Origin of the sequence: Streptomyces sp. NBC_01429 (genome assembly GCF_036231945.1) — a bacterium.
Classification (GTDB): domain Bacteria; phylum Actinomycetota; class Actinomycetes; order Streptomycetales; family Streptomycetaceae; genus Streptomyces.
Genome location: NZ_CP109599.1, coordinates 7,369,275 through 7,390,467 on the forward strand (window position 1 = coordinate 7,369,275; position 21,193 = coordinate 7,390,467).

At 71.5% G+C, this 21,193-nt stretch carries 20 protein-coding genes; 12 read left to right on the forward strand and 8 right to left on the reverse strand.

Going from position 1 to position 21,193, the window contains the following annotated elements:
• Window positions 1-25: 25 nt before the first annotated feature.
• Both OG627_RS32495 and OG627_RS32500 read left to right on the forward strand, forming a co-directional pair.
• On the forward strand, window positions 26-898 hold the full coding sequence (locus OG627_RS32495) for a class I SAM-dependent methyltransferase (RefSeq protein WP_329071280.1): 873 nt from the start codon (window positions 26-28) through the stop codon (window positions 896-898).
• Between the two features lie 205 nt (window positions 899-1,103).
• Window positions 1,104-1,292 (forward strand): hypothetical protein, encoded by a 189-nt coding sequence (locus OG627_RS32500; RefSeq protein WP_329071282.1) that lies wholly within the window; start codon window positions 1,104-1,106, stop codon window positions 1,290-1,292.
• Between the two features lie 260 nt (window positions 1,293-1,552).
• Here the strand turns inward: OG627_RS32500 and OG627_RS32505 are convergent, their stop codons facing one another.
• Window positions 1,553-2,500 carry an oxidoreductase gene (locus OG627_RS32505; RefSeq protein WP_329071284.1) on the reverse strand — a complete coding sequence of 316 codons (948 nt, stop codon included), beginning with the start codon at window positions 2,498-2,500 and terminating at the stop codon, window positions 1,553-1,555.
• A 105-nt stretch (window positions 2,501-2,605) separates the two neighbouring features.
• On the opposite strand from OG627_RS32505, the gene OG627_RS32510 reads away from it, so the two are divergent.
• The 4 genes from OG627_RS32510 to OG627_RS32525 all read left to right on the forward strand — a co-directional run bounded on the left by OG627_RS32510 (window position 2,606) and on the right by OG627_RS32525 (window position 5,850).
• Window positions 2,606-3,163, forward strand: a complete 558-nt coding sequence (locus tag OG627_RS32510; RefSeq protein WP_329071286.1) for a TetR/AcrR family transcriptional regulator — start codon at window positions 2,606-2,608, stop codon at window positions 3,161-3,163.
• A gap of 50 nt (window positions 3,164-3,213) precedes the next feature.
• Window positions 3,214-3,651, forward strand: a complete 438-nt coding sequence (locus tag OG627_RS32515) for a GNAT family N-acetyltransferase (protein ID WP_329073141.1) — start codon at window positions 3,214-3,216, stop codon at window positions 3,649-3,651.
• 455 nt (window positions 3,652-4,106) lie between these two features.
• A complete protein-coding gene (locus tag OG627_RS32520) occupies window positions 4,107-4,709 on the forward strand; it encodes an HAAS signaling domain-containing protein (RefSeq protein ID WP_329071288.1) in 603 nt (200 codons plus the stop codon).
• Window positions 4,710-4,893: 184 nt separating this feature from the next.
• Window positions 4,894-5,850 carry a LysR family transcriptional regulator gene (locus OG627_RS32525; protein ID WP_329071291.1) on the forward strand — a complete coding sequence of 319 codons (957 nt, stop codon included), beginning with the start codon at window positions 4,894-4,896 and terminating at the stop codon, window positions 5,848-5,850.
• Here the strand turns inward: OG627_RS32525 and OG627_RS32530 are convergent.
• The 4 genes from OG627_RS32530 to OG627_RS32545 form a co-directional block, all read right to left on the reverse strand.
• Complete coding sequence (locus OG627_RS32530; protein WP_329071293.1) at window positions 5,799-6,545, reverse strand: SDR family oxidoreductase; 747 nt, start codon at window positions 6,543-6,545, stop codon at window positions 5,799-5,801. The two genes, OG627_RS32525 and OG627_RS32530, sit on opposite strands and share 52 nt — an antisense overlap.
• Window positions 6,546-6,604: 59 nt before the next feature.
• A complete protein-coding gene (locus OG627_RS32535; RefSeq protein ID WP_329071296.1) occupies window positions 6,605-7,375 on the reverse strand; it encodes an oxidoreductase in 771 nt (256 codons plus the stop codon).
• Window positions 7,376-7,482: 107 nt separating this feature from the next.
• The gene (locus OG627_RS32540; protein WP_443073663.1) at window positions 7,483-7,869 is read right to left on the reverse strand and encodes an SIP domain-containing protein; all 387 of its coding nucleotides are present in this window, start codon (window positions 7,867-7,869) and stop codon (window positions 7,483-7,485) included.
• Window positions 7,824-8,447 (reverse strand): FecCD family ABC transporter permease, encoded by a 624-nt coding sequence (locus tag OG627_RS32545; protein ID WP_443073664.1) that lies wholly within the window; start codon window positions 8,445-8,447, stop codon window positions 7,824-7,826. The genes OG627_RS32540 and OG627_RS32545 overlap by 46 nt, the downstream gene beginning before the upstream one ends.
• Window positions 8,448-8,609: 162 nt before the next feature.
• On the opposite strand from OG627_RS32545, the gene OG627_RS32550 reads away from it, so the two are divergent.
• Window positions 8,610-10,070: an aldehyde dehydrogenase family protein gene (locus OG627_RS32550; RefSeq protein WP_329071299.1), complete on the forward strand. Its 1,461-nt coding sequence runs from the start codon at window positions 8,610-8,612 to the stop codon at window positions 10,068-10,070.
• Window positions 10,071-10,085: 15 nt separating this feature from the next.
• Here the strand turns inward: OG627_RS32550 and OG627_RS32555 are convergent, their stop codons facing one another.
• On the reverse strand, window positions 10,086-11,357 hold the full coding sequence (locus OG627_RS32555) for an aminotransferase class I/II-fold pyridoxal phosphate-dependent enzyme (RefSeq protein WP_329071301.1): 1,272 nt from the start codon (window positions 11,355-11,357) through the stop codon (window positions 10,086-10,088).
• 256 nt (window positions 11,358-11,613) lie between these two features.
• Here OG627_RS32555 and OG627_RS32560 point away from each other — a divergent pair, with 256 nt between their 5' ends.
• The 5 genes from OG627_RS32560 to OG627_RS32580 all read left to right on the forward strand — a co-directional run bounded on the left by OG627_RS32560 (window position 11,614) and on the right by OG627_RS32580 (window position 18,839).
• The gene (locus OG627_RS32560) at window positions 11,614-12,321 is read left to right on the forward strand and encodes an SDR family NAD(P)-dependent oxidoreductase (RefSeq protein ID WP_329071303.1); all 708 of its coding nucleotides are present in this window, start codon (window positions 11,614-11,616) and stop codon (window positions 12,319-12,321) included.
• Window positions 12,322-12,584: 263 nt separating this feature from the next.
• Complete coding sequence (locus tag OG627_RS32565) at window positions 12,585-14,132, forward strand: DUF4331 domain-containing protein (protein ID WP_329071305.1); 1,548 nt, start codon at window positions 12,585-12,587, stop codon at window positions 14,130-14,132.
• A gap of 351 nt (window positions 14,133-14,483) precedes the next feature.
• Window positions 14,484-15,851, forward strand: a complete 1,368-nt coding sequence (locus OG627_RS32570) for a tetratricopeptide repeat protein (protein WP_329071307.1) — start codon at window positions 14,484-14,486, stop codon at window positions 15,849-15,851.
• A complete protein-coding gene (locus OG627_RS32575) occupies window positions 15,848-17,581 on the forward strand; it encodes an urease accessory protein UreH domain-containing protein (RefSeq protein ID WP_329071309.1) in 1,734 nt (577 codons plus the stop codon). The genes OG627_RS32570 and OG627_RS32575 overlap by 4 nt, the downstream gene beginning before the upstream one ends.
• Before the next feature lie 148 nt (window positions 17,582-17,729).
• A complete protein-coding gene (locus OG627_RS32580) occupies window positions 17,730-18,839 on the forward strand; it encodes a trypsin-like serine peptidase (RefSeq protein WP_329071311.1) in 1,110 nt (369 codons plus the stop codon).
• Window positions 18,840-18,903: 64 nt separating this feature from the next.
• Here the strand turns inward: OG627_RS32580 and OG627_RS32585 are convergent, their stop codons facing one another.
• Together OG627_RS32585 and OG627_RS32590 are read right to left on the reverse strand one after the other, a co-directional pair.
• A complete protein-coding gene (locus tag OG627_RS32585) occupies window positions 18,904-19,539 on the reverse strand; it encodes a TetR/AcrR family transcriptional regulator (protein ID WP_329071313.1) in 636 nt (211 codons plus the stop codon).
• Window positions 19,540-19,651: 112 nt separating this feature from the next.
• Entirely contained in the window at window positions 19,652-21,055 is a 1,404-nt protein-coding gene (locus tag OG627_RS32590; protein ID WP_443073665.1) for a nucleobase:cation symporter-2 family protein, read from the reverse strand.
• Between the last annotated feature and the right edge of the window lie 138 nt (window positions 21,056-21,193).

Consider the following 21,193-nt stretch of genomic DNA (forward strand, 5'->3'; position numbering starts at 1 on the left):
CGCATGGGTCGCTTACGGTGATGCCATGACCTCAGCGCACCAGCACACCCCCCATCGCGGCGGCTCGCACGGCCACCACCAGGAGCACGGCGACAGCGGCCAGGCGGAGATCCTCGACCTGGACGCCGAGGTGCTCGCCGAGCACATCGCGTCCATCACCGCCTGGCTGCCGCTGAAGAGCGCGCCGCGCCAGATCGCGGATCTGGGCTGCGGAACCGGTGCGGGCACCTTCGCGCTCCTCGAGCGTTTCCCCGAGGCACACGTCACCGCCGTCGACGCCTCCGCCGGCCACCTGCAACTCCTGCGCGAGAAGGCATGCGCACGCGGCGTTCAGGACCGCGTGCGTACCGTGCAGGCCGACCTCGACACCAACCACTGGCCCGACTTCGGCACACCGGACCTGGTGTGGGCCTCGGCCTCGATGCACCACATGGCCCACCCCGACCACGCACTGCGCAGCGTCCGCGAACTCCTCGCCCCGGGCGGCCTGTTCGCCGTCGTCGAGCTGGACGGATTCCCCCGTTTCCTGCCGGCCGACGCACCCGAGAACCGACCCGGCCTCGAAGAGCGCGCCCATGCCGCCACCGACAGCTTCCACGCCGAACACGTACCCCACCGCGGCGCCGACTGGGGACCTGTGCTGACCGCCGCCGGGTTCACCGTCGAAGACGAACGCACCATCACCGTCAACATCGAAGGCAACCGCAACGAGGCCATCGGCCGCTACGCCCACGGCAGCCTGAAGCGCATCCGCGACACCGGCGCACCCGCACTCGGCCCCGAAGACCTCACCGCACTCGACGAACTCCTGGATGCCGACAGCCCGCGCAGCATCCTGCGCCGCGACGACCTCGCCGTCCGTACCGAGCGCACCGTCTGGGCTGCCCGCCGCGCGTGACCGCCGGCCAGTTGCGCGCCGGGCAGCTCCAGCAGCCGCTTACTCGCCTCGCACACACCCACTGCCGCGTACCGGCGTGCGCTTCGTTGGGCTGAGCGACCAAGCCCGCGCATCGCCTCGCGCAGCGCTACCGCCGCGCCGCCGTCGGCCAGCCTCTCGGTGCTCCGGCCGACCCCCTTCAAGCGCGGGTAGGAACGGCCGGACGGTGCGCCGGGGCCGACTCGCCGCCTACGCGGTGGAGCCGTGGCGCCGGACCTGGACGGGAGCCGGCCCCGACGGCCGGTCGGTGGGGCACGCGTCGCTGCGGCTGGACGCCGATGGCGTGTCCGCCAGGCTCGGGCGGGTGCTCGTCGCCCGGACGTCCGGGGCCGCGAATACGAGGCCGCACTGCTGACGCGGGTACTGACGCTGGCCTTTGGTCGGTTGGGCTTGGAGCGCGTGGAGCTGGGGGGGGCTTCGCTCACCACGGCAACGCGGTACGGCCCTGCGAACGTCTTGGGTTCCGCGTGGACCGGGTGCTTCCCGACGTGCAACGGTGCAACGCGTGGGAGATCAGTCCTGGTCCGCACAGCGGATGAGCCTGACGAAGGCGGACTGGGGGGACGAGCCGCCCGGTTAGGGGTCCCGAAGCCGGTTCGCCCAGCCGGACCGGCTCTACGCCTCCAGCCGTGCGAGAGGATATCCGACGCCCGTCAGCCGCTCCGACTCCCGCCAGAGGCGGCGCTGCGCGGCGGGGTCGCGAGACGTGGCACTGGACTCGACCCGTACGGGATGCCCGGTGAACTGGGCGCGGCCGGGCGGGCCGTAGTACTCGCCGCCCCTCGCGTCCGGGGCCACCGCGGCACGCACCATGCCCAGCGCGCCGACCTCCCGGTCCTGCAGTACCCAGCGCGTCAGCAGCTTGATCCGCGGGTCGAAGAGGAACCGGTTGGCCGGGCTGAGATCCCGGGTGAACTCGGTGCGGGACATGCCGGGATGTGCGGCAAGGGCGACTGTCTGCGCACCGGATGCGGACAGCTGGCGCTGCAGCTCGTACGTGAACATCAGGTTGGCCAGTTTTGACGCGCCGTAGACGGCGTCCCTCCGGTATTTCCCCCGCGTCTGTAGATCGTCGAGGTCGAGGGTGGCGCTGCGGTGGACGAGGCTGCTGACCGTCACGACCCGTGAGCCGGGTACCGGAAGCAGCCGGTCCAGAACCAGCCCGGTGAACGCGAACACACCGAGGTGGTTGGTGGCGAACGTCGCCTCGAAACCGTCCTCGGTGACCGTGCGTTCCCTGGACCCGAGCATGCCCGCGTTGTTGATGAGCAGGTCGATTCGGCCGTGCTCGGCCCGTACCTCCTCGGCGGCCTCGCGCACCGACGCCTGGGATGCCAGGTCCAGGCGCAGTGTGGTGACGGTCGAGCCCGGCGCGGCGGCCCGGATGCGGTCGGCGGCTTCGGCGGCCTTGGCCGGGGTGCGGCAGGCCAGCACCACGGCGGCCCCGCGCCGGGCGAGGATCCGTGCCGCCTCGAAGCCGATCCCGGTGTTGGCGCCGGTGACCACAACCGTACGTCCGCGCTGGTCAGGGACGTTTTCTGCGGTCCAGACATGGTGAGACATGACAGCACCTCCGGTAATCGGGATGGGCATCCCGGTTTTGTGGAATATACGGGACGGCCGTCCCGGTTGTCCATGCCGTAAGTTGTCCATGCCGCAAGGAGGGTCATGAGCAACCAACCGCCACTGCGCGCCGACGCGCGGCGCAACCGGGCCCACGTACTGGAAGTGGCGGCCCGGATCTTCGCGACCGAAGGGCTGTCCGTGCCCGTGCACGAGATCGCGCGCCGCGCGGGCGTCGGCACCGGTACCGTCAGCCGGCACTTCCCCGCCAAGGAGGACCTGTTCGCGGCGATCCTGCGCGCCGGGGTGGAGGAACTCGTGAACCACGCGGACGCGTTGGCCGAGCGGGAAGAACCGGGCCCCGCGTTCTTCGCGTTCCTCGCCGCCACGGTACGCACGGGCGCGGCCAACCGCGGTCTGGCGGAGCAACTGGCCGCCAGCGCCTCCGGAGATCAGGAGGCCCAGCACGATCGGATGGGCCTCGACCTGCTGTGCGACCGCACGGGCGACCTGCTCGACAACGCCCAGAAAGCGGGCGCCGTGCGCGCCGATATCGGGCTCGACGACGTCAACGCGTTGATGGCCGCCTGCATGTCCCGGGGAAACGGGCCGTCACTGGAACCGATCATCGCCACCGTCAGCACCGGACTTCGCGCGCCGTGAAGAGTGCCGATTTCGTGTTCCGGCGCGCCGCGGGCCCCGACGCGGCGGACATGGCCGACGTGTGGCTGCGCTCCTTCGCCGCCGCGCTGCCGACCGTACGCCGCGCGCACGGCGACGACGACGTACGCAACTGGTTCTCCTATGTGGTCATCCCGCGGTACGAGACCTGGGTGGCCGTCGCCGGCGGCTCCGTGATCGGCCTCCTGGCCCTCGACGGCGAGGAGTTGGAACAGCTCTACCTGGATCCGTCGTGGCGCGGCCGGGGCGTGGGCGACCGGTTCATCGACTTGGCCAAGCGGCAGCGGCCCGCCGGTCTCGACCTGTGGACGTTCCAGGTCAACGGGCCGGCTCAACGCTTCTACGAACGGCATGACTTCGTCCCGGTCGAGTACACCGACGGACTGCACAACGAGGAGTACGAACCTGACGTCCGCTACACCTGGCGGCCTCAGCCACCGGCGGTGGCGGCGGCGGCAGCGGAAACCTGAGCGGTTGCGCCACTCGACTTGTTCTTCAACCTCGCAACCGTTGTAGGGCGATGGGTGTCGCTTCGCGTCGGACGGTTTGCCCGCGTCGTGGCGGGTGGCCCGGCGTCTTTCCTTCGAGCCGGGTGGTCGTTCCCGGGCCGGGCCGGTGAGGTTGTGGCGCTTTGGCGGGACAGGGCGTGTGCCGGCGGCTTCTCCCAGGGGTGCCGCGAGTACGGCCGTAGCCGCTTCTCTTGATCATCTTGCGGTTGACCTGACCGTTGACCGTGCCTGAGCTTCGGACTTTCCGGTATCTGGCTTTGCACGCTACCATGCGATGCATGACACTATCCGGCATCGAAACCCTGGACGCGGGGGCACGGACGAGGGCGAGCGGACCGGTGGCGACTCAAGTTCACCACGCTGTGGCCCGCCTTCCGTGAAACCGCCGACCACGTCCTCGTCCTGAAGGAGAACCCGTGAACAACCCCACCGAGCACCCCCTGGTCCGCGCCCACCTCGACGCCGTCGACCGGTACACCGCCCCACTGTCTGCCGGGCGCCGCCGCGAGCTGCTGGCGGACCTGTGCGAGCACGTCGAGGGTGAGCTGGCCGAGCGCGACCCCGTGGACGAGGATGCCGTCCGGCAGGTCCTGGAGCGGCTCGGCAGCCCTCGGCAGATCGCTGACGCCGCGCTGGCCGAGGAGGGCCGGACCCGGCCCGAGCCGGAGACCGACCGCCGCACCACCCTCACCCTGGTCTTCGCGGTGCTGCCGATGCCGTTGCTTCTTATCCCGGTCATCGGGCCCGGCCTCGCGCTGGTCGCCGCGATCGTCGCCGCCGTAAGGGTCACGAAGGCGGCGCAGTGGACGCGGTGGGAGAAGACGCGGGCGACCCTGCTCCTGCTCAGCCCGATCCTGGCCACGCCCCTTGCTGCTGTCGTCGTCGCGTCCTCCACCGGCCTGAGCGTGATCGGCGTCCTCGTGGCCTGCGCGGTGGGTTTCTGTCCTGCTCTGGTCGCGGCGTACCTCCTGGCCCGCTCCGCCGCCCGCCTGCGGACCGCCGCCCTGATCGTGAATTGACGGTCGGTACAGCCGCCTTCCGTCCCCGGATCGGGCGACGTGTCGTCGCCGTCGGCTACCAGGAGCAGACTGGATCCGGCCGTGCCGGTGGGAATCTCCGCCGGCGGATCCGAGTTGGCCTCGATGACGACCACGATGACAACGGGGTGGATCGCGGGCCACCGCGGTGAGGGAACGGGAGCCGATGAGCCTTCGCCAGTTCGAGTATGCCCTGGCCGTCGCCGAGGAGGGCTCGGTGACGGCGGCGGCGGAGCGGCTGCGTGTCGCCCAGCCGTCGGTGTCCCAGCAGATCCGCGGCCTGGAACGGGAACTCGGCGTGACGCTGTTCGCCCGCACGCCGGCCGGGCTGGTGCCCACCGCGGTCGGCCGGGCGTTCCTGAGGGACGCGGAGGTCGCGGTGAGGGCGGCGCGGCGGGCGAAGGCGACGGCGCGGGCCGGTGCCGATGAGCTGGAGGGCGAGCTGGTGGTCGCGGCCCAGATGGGACTGGGCACGCGGCAGCTGCCGGGCGCGCTGAGCGCGTTGCGCCGCCGTTTCCCTCGGTTGGAGATCACCGTATTCGAGGAGGCGAACCCCGCTGACCTGGAGCGGCTCGCGCGCCGGGGGGTGGTGGACGTCGGCCTGATCGGGGGGCCGTGCAAGGAAGGCTTGTACGAGGGGCACCACCTCGGCGACGAGGAGTTCGTCGTGGTGCTGAGTCCCGAGCACGCGCAGCTCGCCGCCGACCGGGTCGAGCTGCGCGAAGTGACGCGGGAGCCGTGGATCAGGTTCGACCAGAGCAGCGCGCTCGACGGCGTGCTGCGGAACGTGCTGCGGGACAACGAGCTGGCCCCGGCCACGGTCGCCCGCGTCTCCCAGACGGCGACCGCGGTGCGCTGGGCCGCCCACGGGCTGGGAGTGACTCTCGTTCCTACCTCCGCGGTGCCTCCCGGCTTCGAGCACCTCACCCGTCCCGTCCTTCCCGCCGTTTCCATGCCCATCGTCGCCGCGATCCGGCCGGGCGCGGGCCCGGCGGAAATGGCCCTGCTCGAATTTCTGCGTCAGGAGACCTGGTACTACACCGGCTTCTCCGGTAACGGGTCAGGGGCTGCTCACAACTGGGTCATGCCTCCGTCCACCACGAACTCGGTTCCTGTCGTGTAAGTGGCGTCGAAGGCCAGGAACGCCACCGCCCCGGCGATTTCTTCCGGAGTTCCGAAACGTCGCATGGGGTTCTCCGCGACCCGTTCCGCCTTGAACTGATCGGCGGCCTCTTTGGTCATCGTGTTCTCCAGGATCCCCGTGTCGACGGGACCGGGGCTGATCGCGTTGACGCGGATTCCGCGCGGAAGAAGTTCGCGGGAGAAGCTGCGGGCCATTGAGCGCAGCGCCGCCTTGCCCGCCGCGTAGACGCTGGTCTCCGCCATGCCCATGACGTTCGCGACCGAAGTGGTGAGGACGACACCGGCGCCCGTGCTCAACAGCGGGGCGATCTTCTGCACGGTGAAGAAGGCGCCCTTGACGTTGATGGCGAACGATTCGTCGTACATCTCCTCGGTCGTCGACGCGAAAGGCGTGGTGCTCGTGATGCCGGCGTTGACGAAGAGGGCCTCCACCGTGCCGAGTTCGGTCCGTACGCGGGCAGCCAGAGCGTCCAGGTCGGACAGGGAGGCCACGTCGCTCCGGACGGCCAGCGCGTTCTTGCCGAGCCGCTCCACCGCGGCGTCGAGTGTGGTCCGGGAACGGCCGGTGATCACCACCCGTGCTCCGGCGTCCACCAGCAGCTTGGCCGTCGCGAAACCTATGCCACTGCTGCCGCCCGTGATCACTACGTTCTTGTCGCTGTACTTGTCATTCATTTCCGGGGGTCCTCAGTTCTTCATTTCCTCGGCCGGGCCGTTCTTCCGCTCCGTCGGTGTCAGCCCACGGGGAATTCGCCGCCGTCCACGGTGAGGTTCTGTCCGGTCAGCCAGCTCGCCCGGTCCGATACGAGGAACAGCACCGCGTTGGCGATGTCGTCCGGGCGCCCTTCGCGGCCCAGCGGAGGGGCGGTGTTGTCCTGGCCGGGCCCCTCGTGCAGGGCCGCCCACTGCTCCCGCGTCGTCTCGCCGCCAGGGGTGACGGTCCTGCCGGGAGACACCGTGTTGACCCGGACTCCGAACGGGGCCAGTTCCAGGGCCAGTCCCCGGCTGTAGTTCCGCAGCGCCGCCTTCGCCGCCGTGTAGTGGAGGAACGGCGGCGCCGAGGTGGGGACGGCGGCCGAGGAGACGTGCACGACCACGCCCGAGCGCCGTTCACGCATCCCCGGGGTCAGCAGCGAATCCAGCCGCACCGACGCCAGGTAGTTCAGGTCCAGCTGGTCCTGCCACTCCTCGTCCGGGATGGCCCAGGCGTTCTGGAACGGTCCCGCTCCACCCGCGTTGTCGACCAGGATGTCCACCCCGCCGAACGCCTCCCGCGCGGCCCCGGCGATGGCCTCCGCTCCGGCTCGTGTCCGTACATCGGCCTCCACGAAGGAGGCGCCCTCGGGCACCGTGCTCGTCTTCGACCTGGCGGTCACGAGTACCTCGGCGCCCGCGTCGAGGAGCTGGCGCACGACGGCCGCGCCGATTCCGCGCGACCCGCCCGTGACCAGAGCACGCTTTCCCGCGAGCTCTCGCGGTCCCGGTCCGTTCTCGGTGGTGGTCATTCTCTCGGTCCTCTCGGCTGCGTATTCATTTACTCGACGAAAGGAGGAGCGGAGTGCGCAGAGCGAGAATCTTCGGAGATTCTCGGTGAGCACCTCGTCGAGTTGCTTCACGCTACGTCCGGAAAACAACGAAAGACAAAGATGAAATATAAGCAGACGCTATAGGTATTTCCTATGCCGAGGGGTCGCAGACCGAGCTTGCCGAGGCGGTCCTCGTACTGGATGGCGAGGTCCTCGGGCTCGTCGGCAGGGTTGTGCCACATGCTGTCCAGTTCGGACCGTACGGCGGCGGGCAGCGCCTCGTAGCGCTGGGTCCAGGAGTCGCCGTCCGGCATCCAGTAGCCGACGACCTGGAAGCGCTCGGCGGGCAGCCGCAGCTCCTTGCGCAGATAACGGCGCACGGCGCGCAGGGCGTCCGTCTGGCCGGCGACCCATACGTAGCCGCCGGTCAGGTCCGCGCCGGGCGGGATCGCGGCGCCGACCAGTTCCGCCAGGCGGCTGGGGCCGTGGCCGTTGCCGCCGTAGGCCCAGGTCGCCCGTGGGGCACCATCAGCCCGACGAACGAGATCGGACCGGCGACGGAGGTCCCGGCCAGCAGCGTGACGACGACCAGGACCACCCGGGTCGGGGCGAGCCGGGTGCCCAGGGACCTGGCGAGGTCGTCGCCCAGCGCCAGGGCGTTGAGCGAGCCCGCGCTGCACAGCCCGAGCACCAGCCCGGCGCCGGTCAACGGCAGGGCGATGGGGAGGATGTCCAGCGAGCGGCCGCCGATGGAGCCGACGCCCCAGAACCGCACGACGTCGAACCTGGTCGTGTTCTTGAGCGCCATGGCGGAGGTGAAGCCGCCGCACACGGCGGTGAACGCGACGCCCGCGAGGGTGAGTTTCACCGGGCTGCCCCGGTCGGCGCCGATCGAGCCGAGCGTGTAGACGAGCACGGTGAGCCCGAAGGCCCCCGCCAGCGCGAAACAGATGAACTGGCCGGCGCCGGTGTACCCGAGTACGGCGACGGCGAACGTCACCGCGAGGCTCGCGCCCGCCAGCAGGCCGATGGGGAACTCCTGCCGGTGCACGTCCTTGACATTCCGTTGACCGGCTCGCAGCATTCACGGCAGTCGCGTGGAGCCGCGTCGAGTCACGTTCACGTTCCTGTCCGTCCGTCGCGCCGGCCCGCCTCCCGACCTCGAACTTCCTCCCCTCCGGCGCCGTTGTCACGTACCGAAGGAGCCCGTGTCATGGTCGTCAACCGTGAGCTGCTGATCGACGGCAAGGACGTGCCCGCCCTGTCCGGCCGTACCGCCGAGGACCTGAACCCCTTCACCGGCGAGGTGTACGCGACTGTCGCCGCCGCCGGGCCGCGGGACGTCACGCGGGCGGTGGACGCCGCCGACGCGGCCTTCGCGCGGTGGGCGGCGCTCGCACCCTTCGACCGTCGCGCGATCTTCCTCAAGGCGGCCGACCTTCTCGACGACAGGAGGGAGCGGGCCGCGGGGCTGATGGCGGGCGAGGCGGGCGCGACCCGGCCGTGGGCGTACTTCAACGTGGCGCTCGCCGCGAACATCCTGCGCGAGTCGGCCGCCGCGATCACCGCGCCCCGCGGCGAGGTGCTCAGCGCACAGCAGGAGGGCACCCTCGGTCTCGCGATACGCGAACCGCTGGGCGTCGTCGCCGCGTTCGCCCCCTGGAACGCGCCCCTCATCCTCGGTGTACGGGCCGTCGCCGCGCCGCTGGCCGCGGGCAACACCGTCGTCGTCAAGGCGAGCGAGGACGCGCCGATCGCCTGTGGCCTCTTCGTCGCCGACGTACTGCGTGAGGCAGGGCTGCCCGACGGTGTGCTGAACGTCGTCACCAACGCCCGTGAGGACGCCGCCGAGACAGCCGAGGTGTTGATCTCGGACTCGCGTGTCCGCGCCGTCAACTTCACGGGCTCCACCGACGTGGGCCGGATCGTCGCCGCGCGTGCCGCCGCCCATCTCAAGCCCGCTGTGCTGGAGTTGGGCGGGAAGAACGCGGTGATCGTGCTCGCCGACGCCGACCTCGACCATGCCGTCGACGCCGCCGCCTTCAGTGTGTTCCTGAACTCCGGGCAGATCTGCATGTCCGGCGATCGCGTCCTCGTCCACGACTCCCTCGCGGCGGAGTTCACCCGCAGGTTCACCGCCAAGGCCGCCACACTCCGCGCCGGAGACCCGGGCGATCCGCACACCGTGGTCGGCCCGCTGATCAGCGCCTCCGCCGCGGAGCGGGTGGCCGCGCTGGTCGAGGACGCGGTGGCCAGGGGCGCCACCGTTCTGACCGGCGGCGGACGGCCGGAGGGCGCCGTGCACCCGGCGACGGTGCTCACCGGCGTACCGAAGGACGCGGAGCTGCACTACGCGGAGGCGTTCGGCCCGGTCTGCGTGCTCGACACCTTCGCCGACGACGACACCGCCGTGGCCCTCGCCAACGACACCGAGAACGGTCTCACCTGCGGCATCATCACGGAGAACGCCACGCACGGACTCGCCGTCGCCCGCCGTGTCCGTACCGGCATCGTGCACATCAACGACCAGTCCGTCGCCGACGAGCCGCACGCGCCCTTCGGCGGCGTCAAGGCGTCCGGCCACGGGCGCTTCGGCGGACGCTGGGGCATCGAGGCGTTCTCCAGCACCCGCTGGGTGACCATCGCCACCCAGCGGGCCCACTACCCGTTCTGACAGCCGGGCGACAGGTCAGCCGGCGAGCCGCTGCTCGTAGCCGGCCAGCCGCACACAGGCGGTCAGCCCGAGCATCGCCTGCTCCAGCTCCGGCAGGCTCGGGTAGCTCGGCGCGATGCGGATGGTGGCGTCGCGGGGGTCGTCGCCGTACGGGTGGGTGGCGCCCGCCGGGGTCAGCACGATGCCCGCCTCGGCGGCATGGCGTACGACCGCCTTGGCGCAGCCGTCCGGCACGGTGAGCGTGACGAAGTATCCGCCCTTGGGGGAGGTCCAGGTGGCGAGGCCGGTGGTGCCCAGCTCACCGTCCAGGATCCGCTGGACGACGGCGAACTTCGGCTGGAGCAGGGCGCCCTGGCGCTCCATGTGCGCGCGCACACCGTCCGCGTCCCGCAGGAAGAGCAGGTGGCGCAGCTGGTTGATCTTGTCGGGGCCGATCGAGCGCTTGGAGTTGTTGGCGGTCAGCCAGCTCACGTTGGCCGCCGAAGCGCCGAAGAAGCCGACACCGGAGCCCGCGAAGGTGATCTTCGAGGTGGAGCCGAAGACGAACGCGCGGTCCGGGTGGCCGCTCGCCGCGCAGGCCGCCAGCAGGTCGGCGATCTCGACGGGCGTGTCGGTGAGGTGATGGGCGGCGTACGCGTTGTCCCAGAAGATCCGGAAGTCGTCGGCCGCCGTCTCCATCCGGGCCAGCCGCGTCACCGTCTCGTCGCTGTAGCAGACACCGTCCGGGTTGCTGTACTTCGGGACGCACCAGATGCCCTTGACGGCCGGGTCCTCGGCGACGAGCCGCTCCACCACGTCCATGTCCGGGCCCTCCCCGGTCATCGGGACCGGGATCATCTCGATCCCGAACCGCTCGCAGAGCGCGAAGTGCCGGTCGTAGCCGGGCACCGGACACAGGAACGCGATCCGGTCCTCGTCGGCCCAGCGGGACCCGGCGCCGGGCAGCACGCTCAGGAGCGCGTGCACCAGACAGTCGTGCATCAGCTCCAGGCTGGAGTTCCCGGCCGCGAGCAGCTGGCCGGCCGGCACCTGGAGCACCTCGGCGAAGATCTCGCGCAGCGCCGGCAGCCCCTGGAGGCCGCCGTAGTTGCGCAGGTCCACACCGTCGGCGACCGCTGGATGCCCGCCGGGCAGGCTCAGCAGCTCCTCGGAGAGGTCGAGCTGCTCGGGCGCCGGCTTGCCCCGCGTGAGGTCGAGCTTCAGCCCGCGCGCCGCCAGCGCCTCGTAGTCCCGCCTGGCGCGGTCGAGGAGCCCGGTCAGGGCGTCGGGGCTCAACTCGGTGGTCATGGTGATTCCTCTCGCAGGGCCGTCTGCCACGGGGGTCCGGGGGCGCCTGCCGAGGATACAAAGCGGCATGGGCCGGTGCGGGGCCGCTCCGTACGGTGAGACGCGGGCGGGGCCGTCCCCGGGGGCCGCTGTGGCGGCGCCTCACGCCGCGAGGGGCTCCGCGCGGAGCTGCCTGGTCCCGGCGGTCCCGGGACCGGCACTCCTGGGGCCGGGGGACGCCTGGCTGAACACATCGCGCGGTCGCACCATGGGAGACATGACGACAACACTGATCACAGGAGCGAACAAGGGCCTCGGTTTCGAGACCGCCCGCCGGCTCGTCGCGGCAGGTCACACCGTGTACGTGGGGAGCCGGGACCCGGAGCGGGGGCGGCGGGCCGCCGAGCGGCTGGGGGCGCGGGCGGTCGTCATCGACGTCACCGACGACACGTCCGTCGCGGCGGCGGCGAAGGCGATCGAGGCCGACGGCGGTCTCGACGTCCTGGTCAACAACGCCGGCATCGAGACGCGGACGGCGGACGGCGGTGTGGCCGGCGCCGCCGAGGCGACCGCCGACGCGCTGCGTCCGCTCTTCGAGACGAACGTGTTCGGCACGGTACGCGTCACCCACGCCTTCCTGCCCCTGCTGGGACGGTCCGCCGCCCCGGTGGTGGTCAATGTGAGCAGCGGTCTGGGCTCGCTGGCCCGGGTGAGCGCCCCCGGCACCCCCGCGTACGCCTATCCGGGGGTCGCCTACCCGGCCTCCAAGGCGGCGGTGAACATGATCACCGTGCAGTACGCGAAGGCGTTCCCGCGGATGCGGATCAACGCGGTGGAGCCCGGCTACACCGCGACCGATCTGAACGGCAACACCGGCACACAGACCGTCGAGCAGGGCGCCGAGATCATCGTCCGGATGGCCCGGGTGGCGCCGGACGGCCCCACCGGCGGCTACTTCGACGCCGAGGGCCCGATCCCCTGGTGAGCACGGCGTTCCCGGTGTGCGACGCCCGGCACGGTCATCGGACCGGCCGGGCGTTCTCGCGCCGAGAATCCGGTGGGACGGCCCGCGCCGACCCGGTCGGGTTTGTGCCGTAACAAGCCTGGTTGATGACCCGTCAGAAACTCGCTCCGCAAGAGGCATCGCGCAGCTTTCCTTGATCCGGGCCGAACAAGACGGCTCCGACGTACGTATGGGAGGGGCAAGCAAGCAGCAACGGGCGCGATGACGGATGAAGGACGGACGAGATGACCGCTAACACCAGAAGCGAGCGGACGCGGCGGGCCAGGGGGAGCATCGCGATGCTCGCCTGTGGCGCGCTGGCCGCGGGAGGGCTCGCGGCCGCCGGTGCGGCCGCACTGGCACCGGGCACGGCCACCGCCTCCAGCCACCGCGAGGCTCCGCTGATCTCGGGTCAGCCCCAGTACGACAACACGGACGTGTACGCATTCGTCAGCCCCGAAGACCCCAACTCCACTACCCTGATCGCGAACTGGCTGCCGTTCCAGGAGCCGGCGGGCGGCCCGAACTTCTATCCGTTCGCCACGGACGCCCGCTACGACATCCACATCGACAACAACGGTGACGCCAAGGACGACCTGGTGTACCGGTTCACGTTCAAGGACCACCGCAAGAACGAGGACACCTTCCTCTACAACACCGGTGCGGTGAAGAGCCTGGACGACCCGAACCTCAACTTCACCCAGTCGTACGACATCCAGCTGCTGCGCCTGGAGCACGGCAAGGTCGTCTCCGAGCACGATCTCGCGAAGGGGCTGCCCGTCGCCCCCTCGAACGTCGGCAAGGCGTCCATGCCCCACTACCAGACACTGCGCGACCAGGCGGTACGCGAGGTCGACGGCGGACTCAAGGCGTTCGCCGGGCAGGCCGACGACCCGTTCTTCCTCGATCTGCGGGTCTTCGACCTGCTCTACGGCGGGGACCTGTCGGAGGTCGGCAACGACACGCTCAAGGGCTACAACGTCAACACGATCGCCCTCCAGGTGCCCAGCTCCTACCTCCGGGAGTCGGACAAGCAGCCGATCGTCGGCATCTACTCGACCACCTCCCGCAAGAACGCCTACGGCGACTGGACACAGGTGTCACGCCTCGGGATGCCGCTGGTCAACGAGGTCGTCAACCCGCTCAAGGACAAGGACAAGTTCAACGCGTCCTCGCCGGAGAACGACGCGGACTTCCTGAAGAACGTCACCGAGCCCGAGCTGCCGAAGCTCATCGAGTCGATCTACAAGATCAAGGCCCCGGCCGAGCCGCGCGACGACCTGGTCTCGGTGTTCCTCACCGGTGTCAAGGACCTCAACCAGCCACCGAAGGTCACACCGTCGGAGATGCTGCGCCTCAACACCTCCATCAAGCCGGTCGCGAAGCCGAAGCGGCTCGGTGTGCTCGACGGTGACAACGCGGGCTTCCCGAACGGCCGTCGGCTCACCGACGACGTGGTGGACATCGCGCTCCAGGTCGTCGAGGGCGCGCTGCTGGGCGAGAAGGTCGACCTGAGTGACGGGGTCGACGCCAACGACCAGGAGTTCGACAAGAAGTTCCCCTATGTCGCCCTGCCCACCGCGGGCTCCGACGTCAAGACGGCCGACGCGTCCACCAAGGCGGACTCCTCGGGCCTCACGGGCAGCATGACCTCGTTCGCCGCGTCGTGGAACAACGACACACTGATGCTGGTCTCGGCGGCCTCGGGCGCCGCGGTGGCGCTGCTGGTCGGCGGCGGCATGGTCTGGCTGCGCTCGCGCCGCCGCTCGGCCGGCGGGTCCTGGATGAGCTGACGCGGACCGCGGACCGTACGGCTCCACGCGTCCGTACGGTCCCGCCCACCCCGGCGGGTCCGCCCCGGCAGCGGCACCAGGCATACGACGGCGCTGCCGGGCCTCCCGCCCAACCGTCCCCACCCGCACGGCCGGGACACACCGAAAACGCACCGAGAACGCACCGAGAACACACCGAGGAAGGCGAGACTGATGCTCGTACGGAAGCCGCGGTTCGCGCGCCCGAGTGAGCGCGAACGAGGCGCGGGCACAGGACCGGGCACAGGATCGGGCACAGGACCGGGCACAGGATCGGGCGCAGTTCCGGGCTCAGTTCCGGGCCCGCGTCCTCGGTGGCGGATCGTGGCCGTCGTGGCGCTGGCCCTGGGACTCACCGCCACCTCGGTGGCGATCGGGGCCGGCGGGGGACAGGACGGCGGCGCGGCACGCTCCGCCTCCACACCGCTCGCGGCGGACACCCGCGTCGAACAGCTGGGGACCGGCGATCTCACCCGGGGCGTCGAAGCCCTGCAAACACACCTCCGTGCCCAGCCCAAGGACGCCACCGGATGGGCGACCCTGGGCACGGCCTACGTCGAACAGGCACGCACCAGTGGGGACCCGACCCGCTACCCGCAGGCCGAGAAGGCATTCGTACGGTCGCTGAAACTGCGCCCAGCCGCCGAGAACGACGCGGCGCTCGCCGGGCGGGCCGCGCTGGCCGCCGCCCGCCACGACTTCACGACGGCGCTGAGCCGGACGGACCGGGCGCTGCGCGTCAACCCGTACAACGAACGCGCGCTGTCCACCCGGGTCGACGCCCTGGTCGAACTCGGCCGCTACGACGAGGCGGAGCGCGCGGTGGAACTCGCCGACCGGCGCCGCCCCGGCATCCCCGTCTTCACCCGGTACGCGTACGTGAGGGAGCTGCGAGGCGACGTGAAGGGCGCGCGCCGGGTGCTGCTGCGCGCGGCCGACTCCGCGTTCAGCACCGCCGATGTGGCCTACGTCGCCACCGCGCTCGGCCAACTGGCCTGGAGCCAGGGCCAGTACGATCGGGCGCTGGGCCACTACGCCACCGCGCTGCGCGCCGAACCCGGCTATCTGCCGGCGCTGGAGGGACGCGGCCGCGCCCACGCCGCACAGGGCGGTACGAAGCGCGCACTGCGCGATCTCGAAGAGGTCGTACAGCGCTACCCGCTGCCCGGTCAGCTCGCCGCCCTCGGCGAACTGCGCGAGGCGGGCGGGCAGGTGGAGCGGGCGCGTGAGAACTACTCGCTCGTCGGCACCTGGACCCGGCTGGCCCGTGCCAACGGCGTCGCCACCGATCTGGAGTCCGCCCTCATCGAGGCCGACCACGGCGACGCCGCCGAGGCGCTGACGGCGGCGCGCGCCGAGTGGGCCCGGCGCGAGAGCGTCCACACGGCGGACGCGCTCGGCTGGGCGCTGCACGCCAACGGCAAGGACCGCGAGGCGCTGGTCCACGCGAAGAAGGCGACGGCCGCGTCCCCCGGCTACCGCAACGCCTCGTTCCTCTTCCACCGGGGCATGATCGAGCGCGCCCTCGGCGACGAGCGGTCCGCGCGCCGCGATCTGCGCGCCGCACTCGACCTCAATCCGGGCTTCTCACCCACGGGGGCCAAGGAGGCCGAAGCCGCGCTGTCCGCCCTGTCCGACCCGTCGGGTGACTCCGGTGCGGCGGGCGCGCAGGCTCCGGCCGGGGCGCGGGGGGACTCGTGAAGCGCCGTACCGCCGCCTCGGCGCTGGCCACCCTGGTGGCGGGGACGGCCCTGGCCCTGCTCCCCGCCCAGGCCGCGCAGGCGCATCCGCTGGGGAACTTCACCGTCAATCAGTACGACGGTCTGATCGCCGCGCCCGGGGAACTGCGCGTCGACCATGTGGAGGATCTCGCCGAGATCCCGGCCGCCCAGGAGCGCGGCCGTATCGACACCGACGGCGACGACCGGCTGTCCCCGGCCGAACTGTCGGCCTGGGCCGGCACGCGCTGTGCCACGGCGGCGCGGGGTGCCCGGCTCACGGCGGACGGCGCAACGGGGGCCGGGGAGGCGGGCCCCGAGGGCACGGCCGTCTCCGTCTCCGCGGGTGCGGCGAAGGCCGAAGTCCTGCCGGGCCAGGCCGGGTTGGACACCCTGCGGGTGACCTGCGAGCTGACGGCGCCGCTGCCGCGCGAGGAGCGGACGCGGCTGTCGTACCGTCCGGCGAGCGCGGCGTCCGGCGCGGGCTGGCGCGAGATCACCGCCCGGGGCGACCTGATGACGCTCGACGGGGCGGACGTCCCCGAGAACTCCACCTCCCGGCGGCTGACCGCGTACCCGGACGATCTGCTCTCCTCGCCGCCCGACCGCCGCTCGGCGGCCTTCACCGTCACCACCGGGGGACCGGCGCTGACCGGCAGCGCGGACGGGAAGGGCGGTTCCCCCGTGGCCGGTGTGCTGCCGCGCGGGGCCGACCGCTGGGCGCAGGCGCTGACCGGACTGGTGGCCCGGCACGAGCTGACGTTCGGCTTCGCCGCCCTCGCGCTCGGTGCCTCCGTGCTCCTGGGCGCCATGCACGCACTGGCGCCGGGGCACGGCAAGACGATGATGGCCGCCGCCGCGACGGCGGGCGGCCGCAGTTCGCTGCGCGACGTGCTGGCCCTCGGTCTCTCGGTGACCATGACCCACACCATGGGCGTCTTCGCGCTCGGCGCCCTGATCGTCGCGGGTTCGGCGGCGGCGCCCACCGTGGTGTCCTGGCTGGGCATCGCGAGCGGCGCCGTGGTCGCGATCGCGGGGGTGGTGCTGCTGCGCCGGGCGTGGCGGCAGCGCCGCAACCCGCACGGGCACAGCCACGGGCACAGCCACGGGCACGACGACGGCCATGGCCACGATCACGACCACGGCCACAGTCATGAGCACCCGCGTTCCCCCGCGCGGGTCCACGCGGAGGAACGAGTGCCCGCCCTCGCCACCGCCCACCCGCACGACCGTGAGCACCAGCACGAACACGAGCACACCGACGGCCGGGTGGCCACGCTCACCGCCGATCACACCGACCGTCCGGAGCACGGGCAGAAGAAGGAACACGACCACGGCCACGACCACGGCCATTCCCACTCCCACCTTCCCCCCGCGCCCGGCCTGCGCGGCGTCATCCTCCTCGGCTTCGCCGGAGGTCTGGTCCCCAGCCCCTCCGCCGTCGTCGTCCTGGTCGGCGCGGCGGCCCTCGGCCAGGCGTGGTTCGGGTTCCTGCTGGTCCTGGCGTACGGGGTCGGGCTGGCGCTCACACTCGCGGGAGCCGGGTTCGCCGTGGTGAGGCTGCGCGAGACCACGACGCGCCGGCTGGCCCGCCGGCCCCGGAACGGGCTTCTCGCCCTCGCCCACCGGGCGGCTCCGCTCGCCTCCGCTGCCGTCGTTCTCGCCCTCGGCTGCGGACTGCTGCTCAGGGGCGCGGCGACCGCCCTGGGCTGACGTCGTACCCCACCGGCCGGAAATCCGGAGCTTTGAACCGGGGCCGGAGGATTTCCGTACTCACCTCCGACGGGCCGGGTCCGCACACGCGCCGGTGTTCCGGTCCGTCGGCGCTCGCACCACGCTCGACGACCGGAGGAACCGTTCCATGCGCTCCAGGCTCCGCCCGCGACCGGTGAGGGCGCTGGCCTGCGTACTCGCCCTGCTGTCGATCTGCGTCACCGGCTGTGCCGGGTCCGTACCGGGCGCCGGGGCCGGCGCCTCCGGTACGGGCGGGTCGCGCGGCTGGCAGGACGGCGGCTGGCGGGACTGGGACTCCTCACGGTGGCTCCGCGAGGCCGCCGACTTCGTGAACCCGGTGATCGAGGGGCTGTGGAAGCCGGAGCGGATGCGTCAAGGGGCCAGCCAGGACCGGCCGGTGACCGGGGACATCGGCGACCAGGGTGTGTCGGACCCTGAGCCGTCCCCGTTCTTCGCGGAGCCCGTGGCCGCGCCCTACAGCGGCAACGCCCCGGCGGTCGGCAAGCTCTTCTTCGACACCCCCGACGGCCCGTCGGTGTGTTCCGCGACCGTCGTGACGGATCCGGCCCGCCCCGGCGCCTCGAACATGGTCTGGACGGCGGGCCATTGCGTGCACGCGGGGGCGCGCGGTGGCTGGCTGCGCAACATCGTCTTCGTCCCCTCGTACAACGACCAGGCGCTCGCCAACACGGCCTTTCTGGGCGAGGGCGCGGACAAGGACGGGCTCGCGCCGTTCGGTATCTGGTGGGCCGACTGGGCCCAGACCTCGCCCCAGTGGATCGCCCAGGGCGCCCCGACGGGCGGCAAGGGGGCTCCCTTCGACTTCGCCGTCCTGCACGTCAAGCCGCCGTCCGGATCCGACGCGACCTCGCTGGAGGAGACCGTCGGCGGCGCGGCCGGTGTCCGGTTCAACGGGCCCTCGGCCAACAAGGTCTCGTCCATGGGAATTTGGGGATATCCGGCCGAGTCGCCGTTCGACGGGGAGCGCATGTTCACCTGCCAGGGCCGCCCCGGCCGGCTCTCCATCACCTCCGACGAACCCTCGCTCTACCGGATCGGCTGCACCATGACCGGCGGGGCCTCCGGCGGCGGCTGGTTCGTCCAGGACGCGAACGGTGTGCCCGTACTGGTCAGCAACACCTCCATCGGCCCGAGCGCGCAGACCTGGCTCGCCGGCCCGCGCTTCGGCGCCGCGGCCGAGACGATCTACGAGTCGGTGAGCGACAAGTTCGCGTGACGAGGCGGGTGGTGGGCCGCGCGAGGGACGGCGGTGTGCGCCGTGAGGTACGGCGACGGGGACGTCAGACGCCCAGCGCGCGCAGCACCACCGCGTCCACGTAGTCACTCATGAAGCACTGGTCGATCGGCTTGTTCTCGATCAGCTGGTGGGCGATGAGCGCGCCCAGCAGCATGTGGGGTACGTAGTTCAGCGCCGCGTTGTCCGGGGCGGTCTCACCCCGATCGACCGACCGCTCCAGCAGCGTGGTCAGCCCGGTCAGCTCGGGATCGATGAACAGCTCGCGCAGTGCCTGGAGCAGTTCGGGACTGTCGTGGACCGCGTGGATCAGGCCACGCATCAGCGCGCTGTCCTGCTCGATCTGCTTGTTGTTCATGCGCGCCACCAGCTCGCGGAAGTCACCGCGCAGCGAACCGGTGTCGATGTCGGAGAGCCCGGCCGGCGCGGTGTGCCGCAGCGCCTTCGCGACCAGGAGCGGTTTGTTGCCCCACTGACGGTAGAGGGTGGCCTTGCTGGAACGGGTACGGGCGGCCACGGCGTCCATGGTGAGGGACTCGTAGCCGACCTCGCGCAACAGGTCGAGGACGGCCGCGTACAGTTCGGCCTCGCGCTCCGGTGTGAGCCTGCTGCGCCGCGCACCCGGCTCACGGTGCGGGCCGCTCGTAACGGCTGACGTCGCACCGTGGGTGGCGGCTGCCATCTTCGGCCTCCCTCTTCGGCCCTCGCACGGGCGGAACCGTATTGTCTCCCAGAACCGTAACCCAGTAACAGAAGATACGGAACAGAAACAGTCACGCGAGGAGCCGGATCGGTCAACCAGTCGGTTCGGTCCCGGGTTTGGTCAGGGGGGTGGTTCCGGCCTCGGCTCCGGCCTCGGCTCCGGCCTCGGCTCCGGCCTCGGCTCCGGCCTCGGCTCCGGTCTCGGCTCCGGGCTCCGGCGTCGGTCCCCGGCGACCGGTGTGGTTGAAGAGGAGATTGAGCAGGAAGGCCGCGAGAGTCGCGCTGGTGATGGCGCTGCCCGCGATGATCTGGAACCAGGTCGGGAAGGCGTGGTAGATCGTCGGCGCCACGACCGGGAGCATGCCGACGCCGATGGACACCGCGACGATCAGCAGGTTGGAGGTTCCCTCGAAGGGGACCTTGCGCAGGGTGTTGACGCCGACGGCGGTGACGGTGGCGAACATCACCAGCCCCGCGCCGCCTATCACCGGGCCGGGCAGGGACGCGACGATCTCGCCGAGCTTGGGCACCAGACCCAGCAGGATCAGCACGCCTCCGGCCACGGCGGCGACGTACCGGCTGCGCACCCTCGTCATGCCGACCAGGCCGACGTTCTGGGCGAAGACCGTGTCCAGGAAGCCGTTCATGACACCGCCGAGGATGCCCGACATGCCGTCGGCGGCCAGCCCGCGCGCCAGATCGCGGGAGGTGAGCGGCCGGCCGGTCATCTCACCGACGGCGAGCATGTCGGCGGTGGACTCGGTGAAGATGACCAGCATCACGACGCACATGGAGATGACGGCCGCGACCGGGAACTCCGGAGCGCCGAAGTGGAACGGCGAGGCCACGCCGACCCAGTCGGCGTGGCCCACGGAGGAGAAGTCGGTCAGCCCCATGGGTATCGCGACGAGCGTGCCGCCCACCAGGCCGAGCAGCACGCCCAGTTGGGCGAGGAGACCCCGGGCGAACCGGCCGACCAGGACGATGAGCAGGACGATCCCGCCGGCCAGTGCCAGATGGCTCGGCCGCGCGTAGTCCTTGGCGGCCGGGTCGGGGCCCGCTATGAGCCCGGCGGCGACACCGATCAGCGAGAGCCCGATGACGGTGATCACCGAGCCGCTGACCAGCGGCGGGAAGAACCGTACGGCGCGGGCGAACGGCACCGCGACCAGCAGCCCGAAGATCCCGGCGGCGATCATGGAACCGTAGACGGCGGGCAGACCGTACTCGCCCGCTATCAGGATCATCGGGGTCACCGCGGCGAAGGTGGCCCCGGCGACCACCGGAAGCCGCACCCCGAGGACCCGGCCGATGCCCAGGGCCTGGAGCAGTGTGATCAGCCCCGCCACCAGCAGGTCGGCGTTGATCAGCAGTCCGATGGTGGCGGTGTCGAGATCGACGGCGGCACCGAAGACGAGCGGCACGGTGACGCAGCCGGTGTACATCACCAGCACATGCTGGAGCCCGAGCAGCCCCAGCCGGGCGGGCGGCAGCATCTGGTCCACGGGATGCCGGTCGGTCGCGGCGGGCGGAGCGGGCGGGGCGGTGGCCTGTGACACGGACGCCTCCGAGCAGGGACAGGTGGGTGGGGAGGGGGACGGTACGGACGGAGCGCCGCGGGGACGGAGCGGCGG